Genomic DNA, 17,068 nt, shown 5'->3' with positions numbered 1-17,068 from the left:
TGTGGCCTCTCGCCGCGACGGCTGGGGTCGGCCTGGTCAGGGGGAGACCGGTGCCTGCCGGGGACGGGCCGGCTGCGGCGGCAGTGGTGCGGCGGGGGCCGGGGGCACCGTCGAGCGCCACAGCCGGCCGGCCGCCGTGATCGAGGCCACGACCAGCAGGCCGTTGCGCAGCACCAGCAGCAGCACGCCGTACCGGTCGCTCATCACCACATGCCCGAACCCGAGCGGGAACTCCAGGACCGTCAGGAAGGACGCGGCCACCACCATCAGCGCGGGCGCCCCCATCCGGCTCGCCCGGTACGACACACAGACCGCAGCCAGGCCGACCAGCCACACCAGGTACTGCGGGCTGATCACCCGGCTGGTGACCGTGAACAGCAGGACGGCGGTGAAGGCCGCCTCGGCGAGCGTGTGCGGCGCCCTGCGGGTCATGCACAGCCGCCACAGCAGCAGCCAGCCGAACGCGGTCACGGTCAGCGCCAGCGCCACCGCGCTGACCTGGTCCACATGCGGACCGATGAACTCCAGCGACCCGTAGTTCAGCAGCACCTGGCCCTGCCACCCGAAGTGCCGGGCCACATGGAAGACCAGGGCGCCCAGCGACTCCACCTCGGTGCCCCGGTCCCGCTGGAAGGTCAGGAAGGCGAACGCGCCCGGCATGGACACCGAGAACAGCGCCGTCAGGCCCGCCGAGGTCACCGCCGCCGACCACCACGCCCGCCGCCGCACGGCACCGACCAGCAGCAGCGCAGGCCACACCTTCAGCAGCGCCCCGAACGCCGTCAGCGCGCCCATCACCCGGGGCCGCCGGGCCCCGGCCAGCAGCGCCGCCACGGCCACCGTGGTCACCATCACGTCGTAGCGGGCGTACACCGTCGGCCCGAGCAGCGGAACGCCCGCCACCCACACCCAGGCCCCGCGCAGGGAGCGGCCGGGGCGCCGGCCCGGATGCACCAGCAGCGCCAGGACGACCACGTCGGCGAGGAACGCCAGCACGAAGAAGGCATGCGCGTACGACAGGAAGGGCAGGACGGCGGGGGAGAGGATCGGCAGGGCGGCGGCCGGCGGGTACTGCCAGGTCACGTCGTCCAGCGGAAACGTTCCCTGGCGCAGCACCTCGTACCAGCCCAGGTAGGTCACCGACACGTCGGAGGTGACGTCCGGGCCCGGGAAGACGTACACCTGGAAGACGAACAGCAGCAGCACCGCACGGGTGACAACCCAGGTCGCGAGCAGCCATGCCAGGGACCGCCAGGCGCCTCTCGTCTCCACGTGATCCCCTGCCGTTCGACTTCGGGTCGGCAACCATGATGTCGCGCGCGTCTGTGCGCATGCCACAGACTCGGCCGCACCTGGCTCCGGACGGACGATTCGGTAGGGTCGGCGGCGATGCACAAGACCCTGATCGTGACCAACGACTTCCCGCCCCGGCCGGGCGGCATCCAGGCCTTCCTGCACAACATGGCCCTCCGCCTGGACCCCGGCCGGCTGGTCGTCTACGCCTCCACCTGGAAGCGAAGCCGGGCGGGCATCGAGGCCACGGCCGCCTTCGACGCCGAGCAGCCCTTCACCGTCGTACGCGACCGTACGACCATGCTGCTGCCGACCCCCCGGGCGACCCGGCGGGCGGTCGGCCTGCTCCGCGAGCACGGCTGCACCTCGGTGTGGTTCGGCGCGGCGGCCCCACTCGGCCTGATGGCGCCGGCCCTGCGCAAGGCCGGCGCGCAACGGCTGGTGGCCACCACCCACGGCCACGAGGCCGGCTGGGCCCAGCTGCCCGCCGCCCGGCAACTGCTGCGCCGGATCGGGGAGTCGACGGACACGATCACCTATCTGGGTGAGTACACACGGTCGAGGATCGCCACGGCACTCACCCCGGCGGCGGCCGCCCGCATGGTCCAGCTGCCACCGGGCGTGGACGAGAAGACCTTCCACCCCGGCTCCGGCGGCGACGAGGTCCGCGCCCGCCTCGGCCTCACCGACCGCCCGGTCGTGGTCTGTGTCTCCCGGCTGGTCCCGCGCAAGGGCCAGGACACCCTCATCCAGGCCATGCCCCGCATCCTCGCCGCGGAGCCCGACACCGTCCTGCTCATCGTCGGCGGCGGCCCCTACGAGCGGGACCTGCGCCGGATGGCCACCGAGACCGGCGTCGCCGACTCCGTCCGCTTCACCGGCTCCGTCCCCTGGTCCGACCTGCCGGCCCACTTCGGCGCCGGCGACGTCTTCGCCATGCCCTGCCGAACCCGGCGAGGCGGCCTGGACGTGGAGGGCCTGGGGATCGTCTACCTGGAGGCCTCGGCAACGGGCCTGCCGGTGGTGGCGGGCGACTCGGGCGGCGCCCCGGACGCCGTGCTCGACGGCGAGACCGGCTGGGTGGTCAGGGGAGGCTCTCCCGAGGAGGCGGCCGACCGCATCGTGGCCCTGCTGGCTGATCCCGAGCTGCGCAGGAGGATGGGCGAGCGAGGCCGCCAGTGGGTTGAGGAGAGATGGCGCTGGGACCTACTCGCCGAGAAACTCGAAGACCTGCTGTAGGGCCAGGCGTCCCAAAGGGGCGCGGGGCCGTATCGATATGCGGCTCCGCCGCGCGGGCGCGACAAGCCACAACGGACCCGCACTCGCCGACGATGAGCATCCGGCACCCGAGATGGCGCCCTTGCCCCCGGCGGAGCCCTTGGCGGAACCCCATAATCCGCCCATGCTGCGCCCATGACACCAAACCTGATGCGACGTCAGCTGACAAGGCGTCACATACTCGGCATGGCCGCCCTGCAGACCGCGGCCACCCTCGGCTTCACCCGCATCGGACTCCAGTCGGCCCAAGCCGCCGAGCCCGAGGCGGTCGAATCCGCTCCGGCGATGGTCATCGGCTCCGGCTACGGCGGTGCCGTCGCCGCCCTCCGCCTCGGCCAGGCCGGCATCCGTACCCTCGTCCTCGAAATGGGCCGCCTGTGGAACACCACGGGCAGCGACGGCAAGATCTTCTGCTCCACCTCCGCCCCCGACCAGCGCTCCATGTGGTTCCGCACCCGCACCGAGGCCCCGCTCGCCACCTTCCTCTGGCTGGACGTGGTCAACAAGGACATCGGCGCCTATCCCGGTGTCCTGGACCGCGTCCACTACGACAACATGTCCGTCTACGTCGGCCGCGGCGTCGGCGGCGGCTCCCTCGTCAACGGCGGCATGGCGGTCACACCCCTGAAGTCGTACTTCGCCGAGCAGTTCCCGACCGTGGACGCCGACGAGATGTACGGCACCTACTACCCCCGCGCCCGCGCCATGCTCGGCGTCAACACCATCGACCCGGCCTGGTTCGAGTCCACGGACTGGTACCGGTTCACCCGGACCTCCCGGAAGGCCGCCGGCAACGCGGGCCTGAGGACCACCTTCGTGCCGAACGTCTACGACTTCGGCTACATGCAGCAGGAGGCCGCAGGCACGGCCACGAAGTCCGCGCTGGCCGGCGAGGTCATCTACGGCAACAACCACGGCAAGCGCAGCCTCGACAAGACCTATCTGGCCGCCGCCCTCGGCACCGGCAACGTCACCATCCACACCCTGGAGAAGGTGAGGTCCGTCAGCCGGGCGGCCGACGGGTCGTACCTCCTGACCGCCGACCGGATCGACAGCACCGGCGCGGTCGTCGAGACCAAGAGCTACGGCTGCACGTATCTCTTCCTCGGTGGGGGCAGCCTCGGCACCACCGAACTCCTCGTCCGCGCCCGCGACACCGGCACCCTGCCGGACGTGGACCCCGCCGTGGGCGCCGGCTGGGGCACCAACGGCAACACCATGCTGGGCCGCGCCAACCACGTCTGGGACACCGTCGGCGCCGACCAGGCCACCATGCCCGTCATGGGCATCGACGACTGGGCCAACGCCGACAACCCGGTCTTCGCCGAGATCGCCCCGCTGCCCATGGGGTTCGAGCACTGGATCAGCCTCTACCTGGCGATCACCAAGAACCCCGAACGGGCCTCCTTCACCTACGACTCCGGCTCCGGCACGGTGAAGCTCGGCTGGAGCGCCGCCCAGAGCGCGGTGTCGGTGAGCATGGCCAAGAAGCTGTTCGACCGCGTCAACCTGGCCAACGCGACCATCTACCGCTACGACCTGTTCGGCTCCGTCAGCAAGGTCTTCGCGGACGACTTCACCTACCACCCGCTGGGCGGCTGCGTCCTCGGGAAGGCCACCGACGACTACGGCAGGGTGAAGGGGTACTCACACCTCTACGTCACCGACGGCTCGCTCGTGCCCGGCAACATCGGCGTGAACCCGTTCGTCACCATCACCGCGCTCGCCGAACGCACGATGGCGCGGGTCCTCGCCGAGGACACCGCGCCATGAGCCGACTGCCGGACTACTTCTGGTAGATGGCCTCGATCTCGCCTGCGTAGTCCTTCGCCACCACGTTCCGCTTGAGCTTCAGCGACGGGGTGAGGTGGCCCGACTCCTCCGTGAACTGGGAGGGCAGAATGCGGAACTTCCGCACCGATTCCGCCTTCGACACCGCGGCGTTGCCGTCGTCGACCGCCGCCTGGATCGCCGAGAGCAGATCCGGGTCGTCCTTCAGCGACGCCGCGGTGGAACCCGCCGGCTTGCCGTGCTCGGCGCACCAACGGCCCAGGAACTCCTCGTCGATGGTGACCAGCGCGCCCACGAACGGCCGCCCGTCGCCGACCACCATGCACTCCGCGACCAGCGCGTGCGCCCGGATCCGGTCCTCGATCACCGCGGGCGCCACGTTCTTGCCGCCCGCCGTGACGATGATCTCCTTCTTCCGGCCGGTGATCCTGAGGTAGCCGTCCTCGTCCAGGGTGCCGATGTCACCGGTGTGGAACCAGCCGTCGGCCAGCGCCTCGGCGGTCGCACCCGGGTTGTTCCAGTACTCCTTGAACAGGTGCTCGCCGTGCAGCAGCACCTCGCCGTCGTCCGCTATCCGGATCACCGAGCCGGGCAGCGGCTGGCCGACCGTGCCGATCTTCTGCCGGTCCCACGGGTTGAACGCGGTCGCCGCGCAGGACTCGGTCAGCCCGTAGCCCTCCAGCACGGTGAAGCCGATGCCCCGGAAGAAGTGGCCGAGCCGCTCGCCCAGCGGGGCGCCGCCGGAGATGGCGTACTCGCCCCGGCCGCCGAGGACCGCGCGCAGCTTGCTGTAGACCAGCTTGTCGAAGACCTTGTGCTTGACCTTCAGGCCGAGCGCCGGGCCGGAGGCGGTGTCCAGCGCCTTGCTGTAGGCGATCGCGGTGTCCGCCGCCTTGTCGAAGATCGCGCCCTTGCCGTCCGCCTGCGCCTTGGCGCGCGCGGTGTTGTAGACCTTCTCGAAGACGCGCGGGACACCGAGGATCAGCGTCGGCCGGAAGGCGGCCAGCTCGTCGGTGAGGTGCTTGATGTCCGGGACGCAGCCCAGCTTGATCGGCGCCATCATCGGCGCGATCTGCACCAGGCGGCCGAAGACGTGCGCCAGCGGCAGGAAGAGCAGGACCGAGCACTCGCCGGTGCGGAACAGGGGGCGCAGCCGCTCCACGATGTTGCCGCACTCGGCGAAGAAGCTGCGGTGGGTGAGCACGCAGCCCTTGGGGCGGCCGGTGGTACCGGAGGTGTACACGATGGTCGCCGGGTCGTCGGCCCGGGCGAGCGAGCTGCGCTCCTCGACGGTCCCGTCCGACACGTCCTGCCCGAGCCGCCCGAGCTCCTCCACACCGCCGGCCTCGATCTGCCAGACGTGCTTGAGGGCGGGCAGCGACTCGCGCACCGACTCCACGGCCGCCGCGTGGCCCGGCAGCTCCACGATGCAGGCGGTCGCGCCCGAGTCGGAGAGGATCCACTGCACCTGCTCCGGCGAACTGGTCTCGTACACCGGTACGGTGACCGCGCCCGCGCTCCAGATCGCGAAGTCGAGCAGCGTCCACTCGTACCGGGTGCGGGACATCAGGCCCACCCGGTCGCCCGGCTGGACGCCGGAGGCGATGAGACCCTTGGCGGCGGCGCGCACCTCGGCGAGGAACGCGGCGGCCGTCACGTCCTGCCAGACACCTCCCACCTTGCGGGCGATGACGGCGACGTCGGGATGCTGCGCGGCGTTTCTGCGGACGATGTCGGTCAGGTTGCCGTCCGCAGGGACCTCGTACAAAGCCGGAAGGCTGAACTCGCGCAAGACTGCTGCTCCTCATAGGGCGCCGGCGCCACGACACTGTGTGATGCGACGGTGCGGTCCAAGGCTCGGGCAGGTGCTCGGGAAGTCAGCTGTTGAAATCCAGAGCACGACTGGACTGCCCGGACGTTACCCGCCGGTATGGCGTTCCCGACAGGGGTTCCCGGTGAGATGTTCGCTGCGTCACACACGTTGGCGTTCCTTCGCGCACAGTAGTCCACGGCCGAACCGACCGGCGAGTAACCGCAGGCCGGACGGACACTGTTCACGCACAGCGCACACGCCTACGCTTGATCGCCATGGCACCCACACCCTCCGGTAACCGAAGCGCCGGACATCGCAGGACGCGCGTCCACGTGGTCAGCGACGTGCACGGCAACGCCCGGGACCTGGCGCGCGCGGGCGAGGGTGCGGACGCGTTGATCTGCCTGGGCGACCTCGTCCTGTTCCTCGACTACGCCGACCACTCGCGCGGCATCTTCCCGGACCTGTTCGGCAGGGAGAACGCCGACCGCATCGTCGCGCTGCGCACCGCCCGGCGCTTCGAGGAGGCCCGGGAGTTCGGCGCCCGGCTGTGGGGCGGCATCGGCATGGACCGGGCCGCGGCCATCGAGAAGGCGGTGCGCAAGCAGTATGCCGAGCTGTTCGCCGCGTTCCCGACCCCGACGTACGCCACCTACGGCAATGTCGACATGCCGCCACTCTGGAAGGAGTACGCCCACCCCGGCACCACCGTGCTCGACGGCCAGCGGGTGGAGATCGGCGGCTGGACCTTCGGGTTCGTCGGGGGCGGGTTGCGCACGCCCATGCGGACGCCGTACGAGATCAGTGACGAGGAGTACGCGGCGAAGATCGAGGCGGTCGGCGAGGTCGACGTGCTGTGCACGCACATCCCGCCGGAGGTGCCCGAACTGGTCTACGACACCGTGGCGCGCCGCTTCGAGCGGGGCAGCCGCGCGCTGCTGGCCGCGATCCGCCGCACCAGGCCGCGCTATTCGCTCTTCGGCCACGTCCACCAGCCGCTCGCGCGCCGGATGCGGATCGGCGCGACCGAGTGCGTGAACGTGGGCCACTTCGCGGGGACGGGCCGCCCCTGGGCGCTCGAATGGTGACCGGTTGACGGTGGGTGGGACATGGGGTGAAGGCGGCAGGTCGGCGGCGCGGTAGCCTTCACGCTGCACACACGTGCGCACGACGACCTCTGTACCGGCCCGCATCTGGAGGAGCCACGGCGATGGCGGAACACACCAGCTCGAGCATCACCATCGAGGCGGCACCGGCCGACGTCATGGGGGTGATCGCCGACTTCGCCCGCTACCCGGACTGGACGGGCGAGGTGAAGGAGGCGGAGGTCCTCAAGACCGACGACCAGGGCCGTGCCGAGCAGGTCCGGCTCGTCATGGACGCGGGGGCGATCAAGGACGACCAGACGCTGGCCTACACCTGGACCGGCGACAACGAGGTCTCCTGGACCCTGGTCAAGTCCCAGATGCTCCGCTCCCTGGACGGCTCGTACATCCTCAAGCCCACGGGCCCCGCCACGACGGAGGTCACCTACCTCCTCACCGTGGACGTCAAGATCCCCATGCTGGGCATGATCAAGCGCAAGGCGGAGAAGGTCATCATCGACCGCGCCCTGGCAGGCCTGAAGAAGCGGGTGGAATCGCCCGAGTAAACCCCTCGACGCCGGGCCCCGCACCCGCTCGTCCAGCCGCGGGCAGTCGTGCCGGTGGGGCGGCACGGGTGGGCGCTGGGGGCATCCCCTCTGGGGGAGGCGCCCCGTCAGCGCCGGGCTGCGCGACCCGCCCCCGGCCGGCCGCAGCTCCGGGTGCCGTCCGGTATCGCAGCTCCGGGCGCCGCCCAACACCCGGTCCGCCCGCCCTCCGTTACCGTTCAGCCTCATGCGCACCATCCTGATCACGGGCCCGGGCGGCGGCGGTCGTACGACCATCGCCGCCGCCACCGCACAGCGCGCCGCAGGCGACGGCGTCCGCACGCTGCTGCTGAGTGCCGACCGCACCGACAGCCTCGGCGCCGCACTGGGTTCCGCGACGGGACCGGTGCCGGAGGAAGCCGCCGCGAACCTCACCACCTGGCGACCCGATGCCGTCGACCGCTTCCGGCACGACCTCACCGCCTTCCAGAGCCGCGCAGCCACCGTCCTCGACCTGCTCGGCGCCGCCCGGCTGGACGCCGAGGAGGTCACCCCACTGCCCGGCGCCGAGGAGCTGTCCTTCCTCCGGGCCGTCAGGGACGCGGCGCTGTCCGAGCGCTACGACCTGCTCGTCGTGGACCTCCCGCCGCTCCCGCAGGCCCTCGCCCTGCTCGCCCTCCCCGAGGAGCTGCGCCGCTATCTGCGCCGCCTCCTCCCACCCGAGCGGCAGGCGGCCCGCGCCCTGCGCCCGGTCCTCGGCCGCCTGGCCGGTGTGCCGATGCCGTCCGACTGGCTCTACGAGACGGCCGCCCGCTGGGACGTCGAACTCGCCGCCGTCGAGGCCGTCCTCGCCGACCGGAACACCGCCGTACGCCTGGTCGCCGAACCCGGCCCGGCCGGCGCCGACGCCGTACGGACCGCAGGCCTCGGCCTCGCCCTGCGCGGCCTGCGCACCGAGGCCCTGATCGCCAACCGCACCCTGCCCGAGACCGACCCGGACAGCCTGCTCGCCGGACTCCTCGCCCAGCAGCGCAAGGGACTCGCCGACTGGCAGGAGCAGCCGTACGGCGTCCACCCCGTCCCGCACCTCGGCCACGACCCGCGCGGCGCCGACGACCTCACCGCCCTCGGTGTACCACCCGTCAACCCGGTGACCGCCCCGGTCGAGTGGCCCGTCACCGACCACAGGAGCGACGACGGCGTGCTGGTCTGGCACATCCCGCTGCCCGGCGCCATACGGGACGAGCTGGACCTGATCCGGCGCGGCGACGAGCTCGTGATCACCGCGGGCCCGTTCCGGCGGATCGTCCCGCTGCCCTCCGCCCTGCGCCGCTGCACCGTCGCCGGGGCCGGTCTGCGCGAGGGCGAGCTGCGCATCCGCTTCGCCCCGGATCCCGACCTGTGGCCCGCCACCGGACGGTGATGATCCGGGTACGCCCGTTCGGGTAACGTCGTAAGGGCGAACCGTAGTCAGGAGTCCGCCATGAGCGAAGAGCGTCCCGCACCCGACTCGCCCGAGGAATACGAGGAACAGGCGCGGCGGGCGACCGACGCCGACGCCTGGGCCACCGCCTGCGCCGAGGACCTCGCCGCCGAGAAGGCCCGCCGCCGCGCCGAGCACGGCCCACAGCCGGGCTCGGCCGCCGAGGAACTGAAAAGGCTCGTGGACACGGTGGCCGACAAGCTCTCCGGCCTCCCGTCACCGCTCCTCGGCAACCTCGCCGGACCCGCCGCCCAGCAGGTGGTGCGCCAGGTCGTCCAGCAGGCCAAGGCCGCCGTCGAGCCCGTCATCGACCGCAACCCGGACGTCTTCGACCACCTGGCCGCGGCCGGCGGCGAACTGCTCGCCGCCTACCGCTCCGCCGTCCAGGCCCAGGAGCGCCGCTGGACCGCCCGCACGGCCGACGACCTCACCCGCGAGGCGCCGGACGACCGGCGCGACGGGGGCGAGGGCACCGGCCCGGGGGAGCGGATCGACCTGGACTGAAGCGCTTTCCCGGCAGGGCCTCGGGTACGGTTGGCCGTAGCGGGGCTCGACCGAAACTGAGGGATTCATGGGACTCACCATCGGCGTCGACATCGGCGGCACCAAGATCGCGGCCGGCGTGGTCGACGAGGAAGGCAACATCCTCTCGACCTTCAAGGTGCCGACCCCCACCACGCCCGAGGCCATCGTGGACGCCATCGCCTCGGCGGTGGAGGGTGCGCGCGCCGGGCACGAGATCGTCGGCGTGGGCATCGGTGCGGCCGGTTACGTCAACCGGCAGCGCTCGACGGTGTACTTCGCGCCGAACATCGACTGGCGCCAGGAGCCGCTGAAGGAGAAGGTCGAGGCCCGCGTGGGCCTCCCGGTCGTGGTCGAGAACGACGCCAACGCCGCCGCCTGGGGCGAGTACAAGTTCGGCGCCGGCAAGGGCCACCGCAACGTCATCTGCATCACGCTCGGCACCGGTCTCGGCGGCGGCATCATCATCGGCAACAAGCTGCGCCGCGGCCACTTCGGCGTGGCCGCGGAATTCGGCCACATCCGGATGGTCCCGGACGGCCTGCTGTGCGGCTGTGGTTCGCAGGGCTGCTGGGAGCAGTACGCCTCCGGTCGCGCGCTCGTCAGATACGCCAAGCAGCGCGCCAACGCCACCCCGGAGAACGCCGAGATCCTGCTCGGCCTCGGCGACGGCACCCCGGACGGCATCGAGGGCAAGCACATCTCCATGGCCGCCCGCCAGGGCGACCCGGTGGCCGTCGACTCCTACCGTGAGCTGGCCCGCTGGGCCGGCGCGGGCCTGGCCGACCTCGCCTCCCTCTTCGACCCGTCCGCGTTCATCGTCGGCGGCGGCCTCTCCGACGAGGGTGAACTGGTCCTCGACCCGATCCGCAAGTCCTACAAGCGCTGGCTGGTCGGCGGCAACTGGCGCCCGGTGGCCGACGTGATCGCCGCCCAGCTCGGCAACAAGGCGGGCCTCGTCGGCGCGGCGGACCTGGCCCGGGAGCCCGACCCGATCATGTAGTGGGGTCGTACGGCAGTGCCCGCCGCGTCCGGTCCCGGGACGGGCGGGCATCGTCGTATGTTGATCGGCATGGCGACCAGCACGCTGCTTCCCAACTCCCGTACCGAATCCGACGGTTCGGCTGTCATCCGCGTCCTGAGCTACAACGTCCGCTCGATGCGCGACGACACCGACGCCCTGGCCAGGATCATCACCGCCTGCGCCCCCGACCTGGTCCTGATCCAGGAAGCCCCCCGCTTCTTCCGCTGGCGCAAGAAGCTCGCCCGCCTCGCCGCGGCCTCCGGCCAGGTGGTCCTCACCGGCGGAGCCACCGCGGCCGGCCCGGCGATCCTCTGCTCGCTCCGGGCCACCGTCGAGCGCACGGAGGACGTACTCCTCCCGCTCACCCCCGGACTCCACCGACGCGGCTTCGCCATGGCGGTGGTCCGTTTCGGAGGGGTCCGGCTGGGCGTCATCAGCTGCCATCTGAGCCTGGACGGCAAGGAGCGGTACGAGCAGGGCGGCATGCTCCTCGACCGGCTCGCCGGACTCGGTGTCGAGCACGCCGTCGCCGGCGGCGACCTCAACGAAGGCCCCGACGGCCCCGCCTTCCGTCTGCTCTCCGCGAGCCTCCAGGACTGCCGGGCCGTCGCCCCCTGGGGCGGCGAGACCACCTGGCCGCACAGCGAGCCCCCGCAGCGCATCGACGCCGTCTTCGCGACCAAGGGCATCGAGGTGCTCGGCTGCGGGGTCCCTTCCCCACTCCCGGCTTCGCTCGAGCGGGGGGACCCCCATGCCCAGCCGGGCATCACCCGGGCCGACCTGACCGCGGCCACGGACCATCTCCCGGTCCTCGCCGCCCTGCGCGTACCGGTGGCATGAGCTCTGCACGACCCGGCACGGGAAACCGGCGGCAGCACTGGGCGCGGGATTTCAGCCCTCCATGTCCGGGCGCCCCCTCGCCCTCAGACCACCGCGCCCCGGCCCGGGTCGTCGTCCTCGTCGTCGTCCGTGCGCATGCGCATCACCAGCGTGGCGAAGCCGCCGAGGAAGCCGCCGATGCCGAGCGTCGTCAGCCACCAGGTCATGTCCCAGCCGAGCAGCACCGCCAGCAGCAGCAGGACCGGCCCGCCGACGACGCCCAGCCAGGCGAACTTCGCGGTGGTGTCGGCCTCCGGCAGCGGCGGATCCGGTGGGACGAAGTGGCCCTCGTCGTCCTCGTCGAAGTCGTTTTCGGAGGGCTCGGGCGGGGTGTGGTCGCGCGGGCCGACACCGGGCGCGAAGGAGACCGAGCTGCCCAGCGGCCGCACCGGGGCCTTGCCGGTGTCGCTCTCGGCGTCCCTCTCCGGCTCAGGCTCCGGCAGCGCCAGGTCCTCCACCGGCTTGAAGGGCCGGGCGCCCGGCGGGTCCGGCGGCTCGTCGCCGTACCCCGCGACGATGGCCCGCCAGGCGGCGTCCTCGTCGAAGGGCACCTTCTGCTCGTCCGGCTCGCGGTCCTCGCGGTCGGACTCGTGCTCAGCCACCTGTGGCCGCCCCTTCCTTGCCGAGACTGGGTGCGAGCCGGCCCATGAAGGCGAGGCTCTCCTCGAAGATCCGGTCCGCATCCTGGTCCAACGTCGCCACGTGGTAGCTCTGTTCCAGCACGATCTCCGTCACGTCCGTGGACGACACCCGGCTGAGCACCCGGGCCGAGTCGGCCGCCGGGACGACATGGTCCTGGGCGCTGCGCAGCAGCAGCAAGGGCTGGGTGACCTGGGGCAGCTCGGCGTCCAGCCGGCGCAGGAACACCCGCAGCGAGTGCGCGGCGTGCAGCGGCACCCGGTCGTAGCCCAGCTCGGCCGCGCCCTCCTTGGCGATGTCGCTGGCGATGCCCTTCGTCGTCCGCACGAGATGCCGGGCCACCGGAAGGGCGTACGCCGACAGGCCGTGCACCTTGTTCGCCGGGTTGACGACCACCGCGCCCGTGACCCGCTCGCCGTGCCGGGCCGCCAGCCGGAGCGCCAGCGCGCCGCCCATCGACAGGCCCGCGACGAACACCCGGGAGCAGCGCTCGGCGAGGATCCGCAGCTCGCGGTCCACCTCTGCGTACCAGTCCTGCCAGCCCGTGACCTGCATGTCCTCCCAGCGGGTGCCATGGCCGGGCAGCAGGGGCAGCGACACGGTCAGGCCGTGCGCAGCGTGGTGTTCCGCCCAGGGGCGCAGCGACTGGGGCGAGCCGGTGAAGCCGTGGCAGAGGAGGACCCCCACCTCCCCGCCCTGGTGGCGGTACGGCTCGGCTCCGGGGAGGACCGGCACCTTCGACGCTCCTGTTCCTGAAGAGGGCCCACCGGCGGACGGCGGGGGCGTGAGGAAAACGTGCGGATGTGCTTCACCGTACGCGACCGCACTGACACCGACCAGGGTCGTCGGGCCCTTTGACGGTCCTGAAGGGTTAAGGTCTGTTCGACGGAAACAGGAGGCAAGCGGGTGTTGTACGGCACGATGAAGGTCGCCATCGGTGGGCCGCTGAAGGTCGCCTTCAGACCTTGGGTGGAGGGACTGGAGAACATACCGGCCGAGGGCCCCGCCATCCTGGCGAGCAATCACCTGTCCTTCTCGGACTCCTTCTTTCTGCCCGCGGTCCTGGACCGCAAGGTCACCTTCATCGCGAAGGCCGAGTACTTCACCACGCCCGGTGTGAAGGGCCGGCTGACCGCCGCTTTCTTCAAGGGCGTCGGACAGCTCCCGGTGGACCGCTCCGGGGCGCGCGGCGCCGGTGAGGCCGCGATCAAGAGCGGCATAGAGGTGCTGGAGCGCGGCGAGCTGTTCGGCATCTACCCCGAGGGCACCCGCTCGCCCGACGGCCGGCTCTACCGGGGCAAGCCCGGCGGCCTCGCGCGCGTGGCGCTCGCCACCGGCGCGCCGGTCATCCCGGTGGCCATGATCGACACCGAGAAGATCCAGCCGCCCGGCAAGGTGGTGCCGAAGCTGATGCGGCCCGGCATCCGCATCGGCAAGCCGCTGGACTTCAGCCGCTACCACGGCATGGAGCACGACCGCTTCGTCCTGCGTGCCCTGACCGACGAGGTCATGTACGAGATCATGAAGCTGTCCGGCCAGGAGTACGTCGACATGTACGCGACGGCGGCCAAGCGGCAGATCGCGGAGGCGGCGAAGGCCGCCAAGGAAGCGGAGAAGAAGACCGAGGAGTAGGCGGGGAGCCGGGGGAGTGGGGGGCCGGGGGGACATGCCCAAGCGCGAGCGCGTGATGAGGATGTCGGTAGAGCTGCCGCTGTGGCGCGCGCTCGCCGGCTACCGCGTGCTGACCATGCTGTACGCCATCGGTCTGGGCGCCACCAGGTACGACCTGTTCACGCACCCCTGGGTCGCCGTCTGCTACTTCGCCCTCCTGTTCGTCTGGACCCTCGCCACCCTGCCGAGGATGCGCAACGCGGCGAGCTGCACCAGGCCCTTCCTGGCCGCCGACCTGACCATCGCCCTCGCCGGCGTCCTGATCACCCCGCTCGCCGACAGCCATCAGCGGATCGCGGGCGGCCCCACGCTGCCGTCGATATGGACCGGCGGTGCGGTGCTGGCCTTCGCGATCAAGGGCGGCTGGCGCTGGGCCGCCGCGGCCTCCACGCCGGTCGCGCTGGCCAACCTGGTCGAACGCGGCCATCCCGCCCGGGACACCGTGCACATCCTGATCCTCGTCTGGGTGGCCTCCATCGGCATCGGCTACGTCGTGGAGGTCGCCCGCGCCTCCGAGCGCACCCTCGCCCGCGCCCTGGAGATCGAGGCGGCGACCCGGGAACGGGAGCGGCTGGCCCGGGACATCCACGACAGCGTGCTCCAGGTGCTGGCGATGGTGCAGCGGCGCGGCGCGGTCATCGGCGGCGAGGCGGCGGAGCTGGGGCGGCTCGCCGGGGAGCAGGAGGTGGCGCTGCGCACGCTGGTCTCCGGCGGTCTGCTGCCGGTCTCCCGGGTGTCGGAGGACGCCGCGGCCGGGGCCGTCGTACGGGCGGTGGACGAGCCCGACGACGAGGGACCGGTCGATCTGCGCTCCCTGCTCGCCCGGTACGCCGGCGCCCGGGTGAGCCTGGCCGAGCCCGGTGCGCCGGTCGAGCTGCCCCGGCCGGCCGCGCGGGAGCTGGCCGCCGCGGTCGGCGCCGCCCTGGAGAACGTCCGCGAGCACGCGGGCGAGCAGGCCCGGGCCTGGATCCTGGTCGAGGACGAGCCGGACGGGATCGTCGTGACCGTCCGGGACGACGGCCCCGGCATCCCCGAGGGCCGGCTCGCCCAGGCCGAGGGGGAGGGCCGGCTCGGCGTGGCCCAGTCGATCCGGGGGCGGCTGCGCGACCTGGGCGGCAGCGCCGAACTCGTCTCCGTCCCCGGGCAGGGCACGGAAGTGGAACTGAAGGTACCGAAGAACGCGAAGGCGGGGCGTCGATGAGCGAGCAGCAGGACCCGATCAAGGTCATGGTGGTGGACGACCACCCCATGTGGCGCGACTCGGTCGCCCGGGACCTGACCGAGTCCGGCTTCCACGTGGTAGCCACCGCCGGTGACGGCGAGCAGGCGGTCCGCCGCGCCAGGGCCGCCGTCCCCGACGTCCTCGTGCTGGACCTCAACCTGCCCGCCAAGCCCGGGGTCCAGGTGTGCAAGGAAGTCGTCGGCCACAACCCGGCGTTGCGCGTCCTCGTCCTCTCGGCGAGCGGCGAGCACGCCGATGTGCTGGAGGCGGTCAAGTCCGGCGCGACCGGCTACCTGCTGAAGTCGGCGTCCACCGAGGAGCTGCTGGACGCGGTGCGCCGTACCGCCGTCGGCGATCCGGTGTTCACGCCCGGTCTCGCCGGGCTGGTCCTCGGCGAGTACCGCCGGCTGGCCGCCGAGCCCGCGCCCGCCGCCGACACCGACGAGCCCGGCGCGCCCCGGCTGACGGACCGGGAGACGGAGGTGCTGCGGCTGGTCGCCAAGGGACTGAGCTACAAGCAGATCGCCGAACGCCTCGTCATCTCCCATCGCACGGTGCAGAACCACGTCCAGAACACCCTCGGCAAGCTGCAGTTGCACAACAGGGTCGAGCTGGTGCGGTACGCCATAGAGCGCGGACTGGACGACGAGTAGGGCCCGCTGCGCGGCCGTACGCCTGAATCACCCTTCCCGCCTCTCGCGATGTGACGTGAATCACCATTAGCGTGACTCTGTGTCAGGGAACCGCGGCGAAGGGACATTTCCATGCGGGTCGGAGTACTGACCGGAGGCGGCGACTGCCCCGGGCTCAACGCCGTCATCCGGGGCATCGTCCGCAAGGGCGTGCAGGAGTACGGCTATGACTTCGTCGGCTTCCGGGACGGCTGGCGGGGCCCCCTCGAAGGCGACAGCGTCCGTCTCGACATCCCCGCGGTGCGCGGCATCCTGCCCCGCGGCGGCACCATCCTCGGCTCCTCGCGCACCAACCCCCTCAAGGCGGAGAACGGCATCCGCCGGATCAAGGACAACCTGGCCAAGCTGGACGTCCAGGCCCTCATCGCGATCGGCGGCGAGGACACCCTGGGCGTCGCCGCGCGGCTGTCCGACGAGTACGGGGTGCCCTGCGTCGGGGTGCCCAAGACCATCGACAACGACCTGTCGGCCACCGACTACACCTTCGGCTTCGACACCGCCGTCAACATCGCCACCGAGGCCATCGACCGGCTGCACACCACCGCAGAGTCCCATATGCGGGTCCTGGTCGTGGAGGTGATGGGCCGGCACGCCGGCTGGATCGCCCTGCACTCCGGCCTGGCCGGCGGCGCCAACGTCATCCTCATCCCCGAGCAGCGTTTCGACGTCGACCAGGTCTGCGCCTGGGTGACCTCCCGGTTCCGGGCGTCCTACGCGCCGATCGTGGTCATCGCCGAGGGCGCCATGCCGAAGGACGGCGACATGGTGCTCAAGGACGGCTCGCTGGACTCCTTCGGGCATGTCCGGCTCTCCGGGGTCGGCGAGTGGCTGGCCAAGGAGATCGAGGGCCGCACCGGCAAGGAGGCCAGGACCACGGTCCTCGGCCATGTCCAGCGCGGCGGCACCCCGAGCGCCTTCGACCGCTGGCTCGCCACCCGCTTCGGCCTGCACGCCATCGACTGCGTCCACGACGGCGACTTCGGCAGGATGGTCGCCCTGCGCGCCACCGACATCGTCCGCGTTCCGCTCGCCGAGGCCACCGCCCGCCTGAAGACGGTGGACCCGAAGCTGTACGCGGAGGTCGGGGTGTTCTTCGGCTGAACGCGGCGCGTTCCCGGTACCGGCCCTCGT

16 protein-coding genes are annotated in these 17,068 nt (G+C 71.8%); 12 read left to right on the top strand and 4 right to left on the bottom strand.

What is annotated here, in order from left to right; all coding sequences use genetic code 11:
- Positions 1 to 36 precede the first annotated feature (36 nt).
- On the bottom strand, positions 37 to 1,272 hold the full coding sequence (locus tag ACZ5NH_RS08315) for a glycosyltransferase 87 family protein (protein WP_468773571.1): 1,236 nt from the start codon (positions 1,270 to 1,272) through the stop codon (positions 37 to 39).
- A 117-nt stretch (positions 1,273 to 1,389) separates the two neighbouring features.
- Here ACZ5NH_RS08315 and ACZ5NH_RS08310 point away from each other — a divergent pair, with 117 nt between their 5' ends.
- Positions 1,390 to 2,532: a glycosyltransferase family 4 protein gene (locus tag ACZ5NH_RS08310; protein WP_468773569.1), complete on the top strand. Its 1,143-nt coding sequence runs from the start codon at positions 1,390 to 1,392 to the stop codon at positions 2,530 to 2,532.
- A gap of 189 nt (positions 2,533 to 2,721) precedes the next feature.
- Positions 2,722 to 4,344, top strand: coding sequence for a GMC oxidoreductase (locus ACZ5NH_RS08305; RefSeq protein ID WP_468774218.1), 1,623 nt, complete (start codon positions 2,722 to 2,724; stop codon positions 4,342 to 4,344).
- Between the two features lie 13 nt (positions 4,345 to 4,357).
- On the opposite strand, the gene ACZ5NH_RS08300 is transcribed toward ACZ5NH_RS08305, so the two are convergent.
- Positions 4,358 to 6,154, bottom strand: a complete 1,797-nt coding sequence (locus ACZ5NH_RS08300) for an AMP-dependent synthetase/ligase (protein ID WP_468773567.1) — start codon at positions 6,152 to 6,154, stop codon at positions 4,358 to 4,360.
- Positions 6,155 to 6,450: 296 nt separating this feature from the next.
- On the opposite strand from ACZ5NH_RS08300, the gene ACZ5NH_RS08295 reads away from it, so the two are divergent.
- The 6 genes from ACZ5NH_RS08295 to ACZ5NH_RS08270 all read left to right on the top strand — a co-directional run bounded on the left by ACZ5NH_RS08295 (position 6,451) and on the right by ACZ5NH_RS08270 (position 11,674).
- Positions 6,451 to 7,263: a metallophosphoesterase family protein gene (locus ACZ5NH_RS08295; RefSeq protein WP_388621521.1), complete on the top strand. Its 813-nt coding sequence runs from the start codon at positions 6,451 to 6,453 to the stop codon at positions 7,261 to 7,263.
- Between the two features lie 122 nt (positions 7,264 to 7,385).
- Positions 7,386 to 7,826, top strand: a complete 441-nt coding sequence (locus ACZ5NH_RS08290) for an SRPBCC family protein (protein WP_388621519.1) — start codon at positions 7,386 to 7,388, stop codon at positions 7,824 to 7,826.
- Positions 7,827 to 8,052: 226 nt separating this feature from the next.
- On the top strand, positions 8,053 to 9,228 hold the full coding sequence (locus tag ACZ5NH_RS08285) for an ArsA family ATPase (RefSeq protein ID WP_468773564.1): 1,176 nt from the start codon (positions 8,053 to 8,055) through the stop codon (positions 9,226 to 9,228).
- Between the two features lie 60 nt (positions 9,229 to 9,288).
- Positions 9,289 to 9,792: a DUF5304 domain-containing protein gene (locus tag ACZ5NH_RS08280; protein WP_468773562.1), complete on the top strand. Its 504-nt coding sequence runs from the start codon at positions 9,289 to 9,291 to the stop codon at positions 9,790 to 9,792.
- Positions 9,793 to 9,859: 67 nt separating this feature from the next.
- Entirely contained in the window at positions 9,860 to 10,813 is a 954-nt protein-coding gene (locus ACZ5NH_RS08275) for an ROK family glucokinase (protein WP_055705252.1), read from the top strand.
- Positions 10,814 to 10,882: 69 nt separating this feature from the next.
- Entirely contained in the window at positions 10,883 to 11,674 is a 792-nt protein-coding gene (locus tag ACZ5NH_RS08270) for an endonuclease/exonuclease/phosphatase family protein (RefSeq protein WP_468773560.1), read from the top strand.
- 83 nt (positions 11,675 to 11,757) lie between these two features.
- Here ACZ5NH_RS08270 and ACZ5NH_RS08265 read toward each other — a convergent pair whose 3' ends face one another.
- Entirely contained in the window at positions 11,758 to 12,315 is a 558-nt protein-coding gene (locus ACZ5NH_RS08265) for a hypothetical protein (protein ID WP_468773558.1), read from the bottom strand.
- On the bottom strand, positions 12,308 to 13,087 hold the full coding sequence (locus tag ACZ5NH_RS08260) for an alpha/beta hydrolase (RefSeq protein WP_468773556.1): 780 nt from the start codon (positions 13,085 to 13,087) through the stop codon (positions 12,308 to 12,310). The genes ACZ5NH_RS08265 and ACZ5NH_RS08260 overlap by 8 nt, the downstream gene beginning before the upstream one ends.
- A gap of 186 nt (positions 13,088 to 13,273) precedes the next feature.
- Here ACZ5NH_RS08260 and ACZ5NH_RS08255 point away from each other — a divergent pair, with 186 nt between their 5' ends.
- The 4 genes from ACZ5NH_RS08255 to ACZ5NH_RS08240 all read left to right on the top strand — a co-directional run bounded on the left by ACZ5NH_RS08255 (position 13,274) and on the right by ACZ5NH_RS08240 (position 17,038).
- Positions 13,274 to 13,984: a lysophospholipid acyltransferase family protein gene (locus tag ACZ5NH_RS08255; RefSeq protein WP_388622319.1), complete on the top strand. Its 711-nt coding sequence runs from the start codon at positions 13,274 to 13,276 to the stop codon at positions 13,982 to 13,984.
- A gap of 34 nt (positions 13,985 to 14,018) precedes the next feature.
- Positions 14,019 to 15,224, top strand: a complete 1,206-nt coding sequence (macS, locus tag ACZ5NH_RS08250; protein WP_468773554.1) for a MacS family sensor histidine kinase — start codon at positions 14,019 to 14,021, stop codon at positions 15,222 to 15,224.
- On the top strand, positions 15,221 to 15,898 hold the full coding sequence (locus ACZ5NH_RS08245; RefSeq protein WP_388621506.1) for a response regulator: 678 nt from the start codon (positions 15,221 to 15,223) through the stop codon (positions 15,896 to 15,898). The genes macS and ACZ5NH_RS08245 overlap by 4 nt, the downstream gene beginning before the upstream one ends.
- Before the next feature lie 111 nt (positions 15,899 to 16,009).
- Complete coding sequence (locus ACZ5NH_RS08240; protein WP_388621505.1) at positions 16,010 to 17,038, top strand: 6-phosphofructokinase; 1,029 nt, start codon at positions 16,010 to 16,012, stop codon at positions 17,036 to 17,038.
- Positions 17,039 to 17,068 lie beyond the last annotated feature (30 nt).

It is taken from the genome of Streptomyces sp. NPDC031426, assembly GCF_055581585.1.
This window is presented reverse-complemented; position numbering and strand designations above follow the sequence as displayed.

Bases quoted from the DNA above. Each gene is read 5' to 3' on its own strand.
- ACZ5NH_RS08310 (WP_468773569.1), top strand. From the start codon at position 1,390: ATGCACAAGACCCTGATCGTGACCAACGACTTCCCGCCCCGGCCGGGC.
- ACZ5NH_RS08305 (WP_468774218.1), top strand. From the start codon at position 2,722: ATGCGACGTCAGCTGACAAGGCGTCACATACTCGGCATGGCCGCCCTG.
- ACZ5NH_RS08295 (WP_388621521.1), top strand. From the start codon at position 6,451: ATGGCACCCACACCCTCCGGTAACCGAAGCGCCGGACATCGCAGGACG.
- ACZ5NH_RS08290 (WP_388621519.1), top strand. From the start codon at position 7,386: ATGGCGGAACACACCAGCTCGAGCATCACCATCGAGGCGGCACCGGCC.
- ACZ5NH_RS08285 (WP_468773564.1), top strand. From the start codon at position 8,053: ATGCGCACCATCCTGATCACGGGCCCGGGCGGCGGCGGTCGTACGACC.
- ACZ5NH_RS08280 (WP_468773562.1), top strand. From the start codon at position 9,289: ATGAGCGAAGAGCGTCCCGCACCCGACTCGCCCGAGGAATACGAGGAA.
- ACZ5NH_RS08275 (WP_055705252.1), top strand. From the start codon at position 9,860: ATGGGACTCACCATCGGCGTCGACATCGGCGGCACCAAGATCGCGGCC.
- ACZ5NH_RS08270 (WP_468773560.1), top strand. From the start codon at position 10,883: ATGGCGACCAGCACGCTGCTTCCCAACTCCCGTACCGAATCCGACGGT.
- ACZ5NH_RS08255 (WP_388622319.1), top strand. From the start codon at position 13,274: ATGAAGGTCGCCATCGGTGGGCCGCTGAAGGTCGCCTTCAGACCTTGG.
- macS (WP_468773554.1), top strand. From the start codon at position 14,019: ATGCCCAAGCGCGAGCGCGTGATGAGGATGTCGGTAGAGCTGCCGCTG.
- ACZ5NH_RS08245 (WP_388621506.1), top strand. From the start codon at position 15,221: ATGAGCGAGCAGCAGGACCCGATCAAGGTCATGGTGGTGGACGACCAC.
- ACZ5NH_RS08240 (WP_388621505.1), top strand. From the start codon at position 16,010: ATGCGGGTCGGAGTACTGACCGGAGGCGGCGACTGCCCCGGGCTCAAC.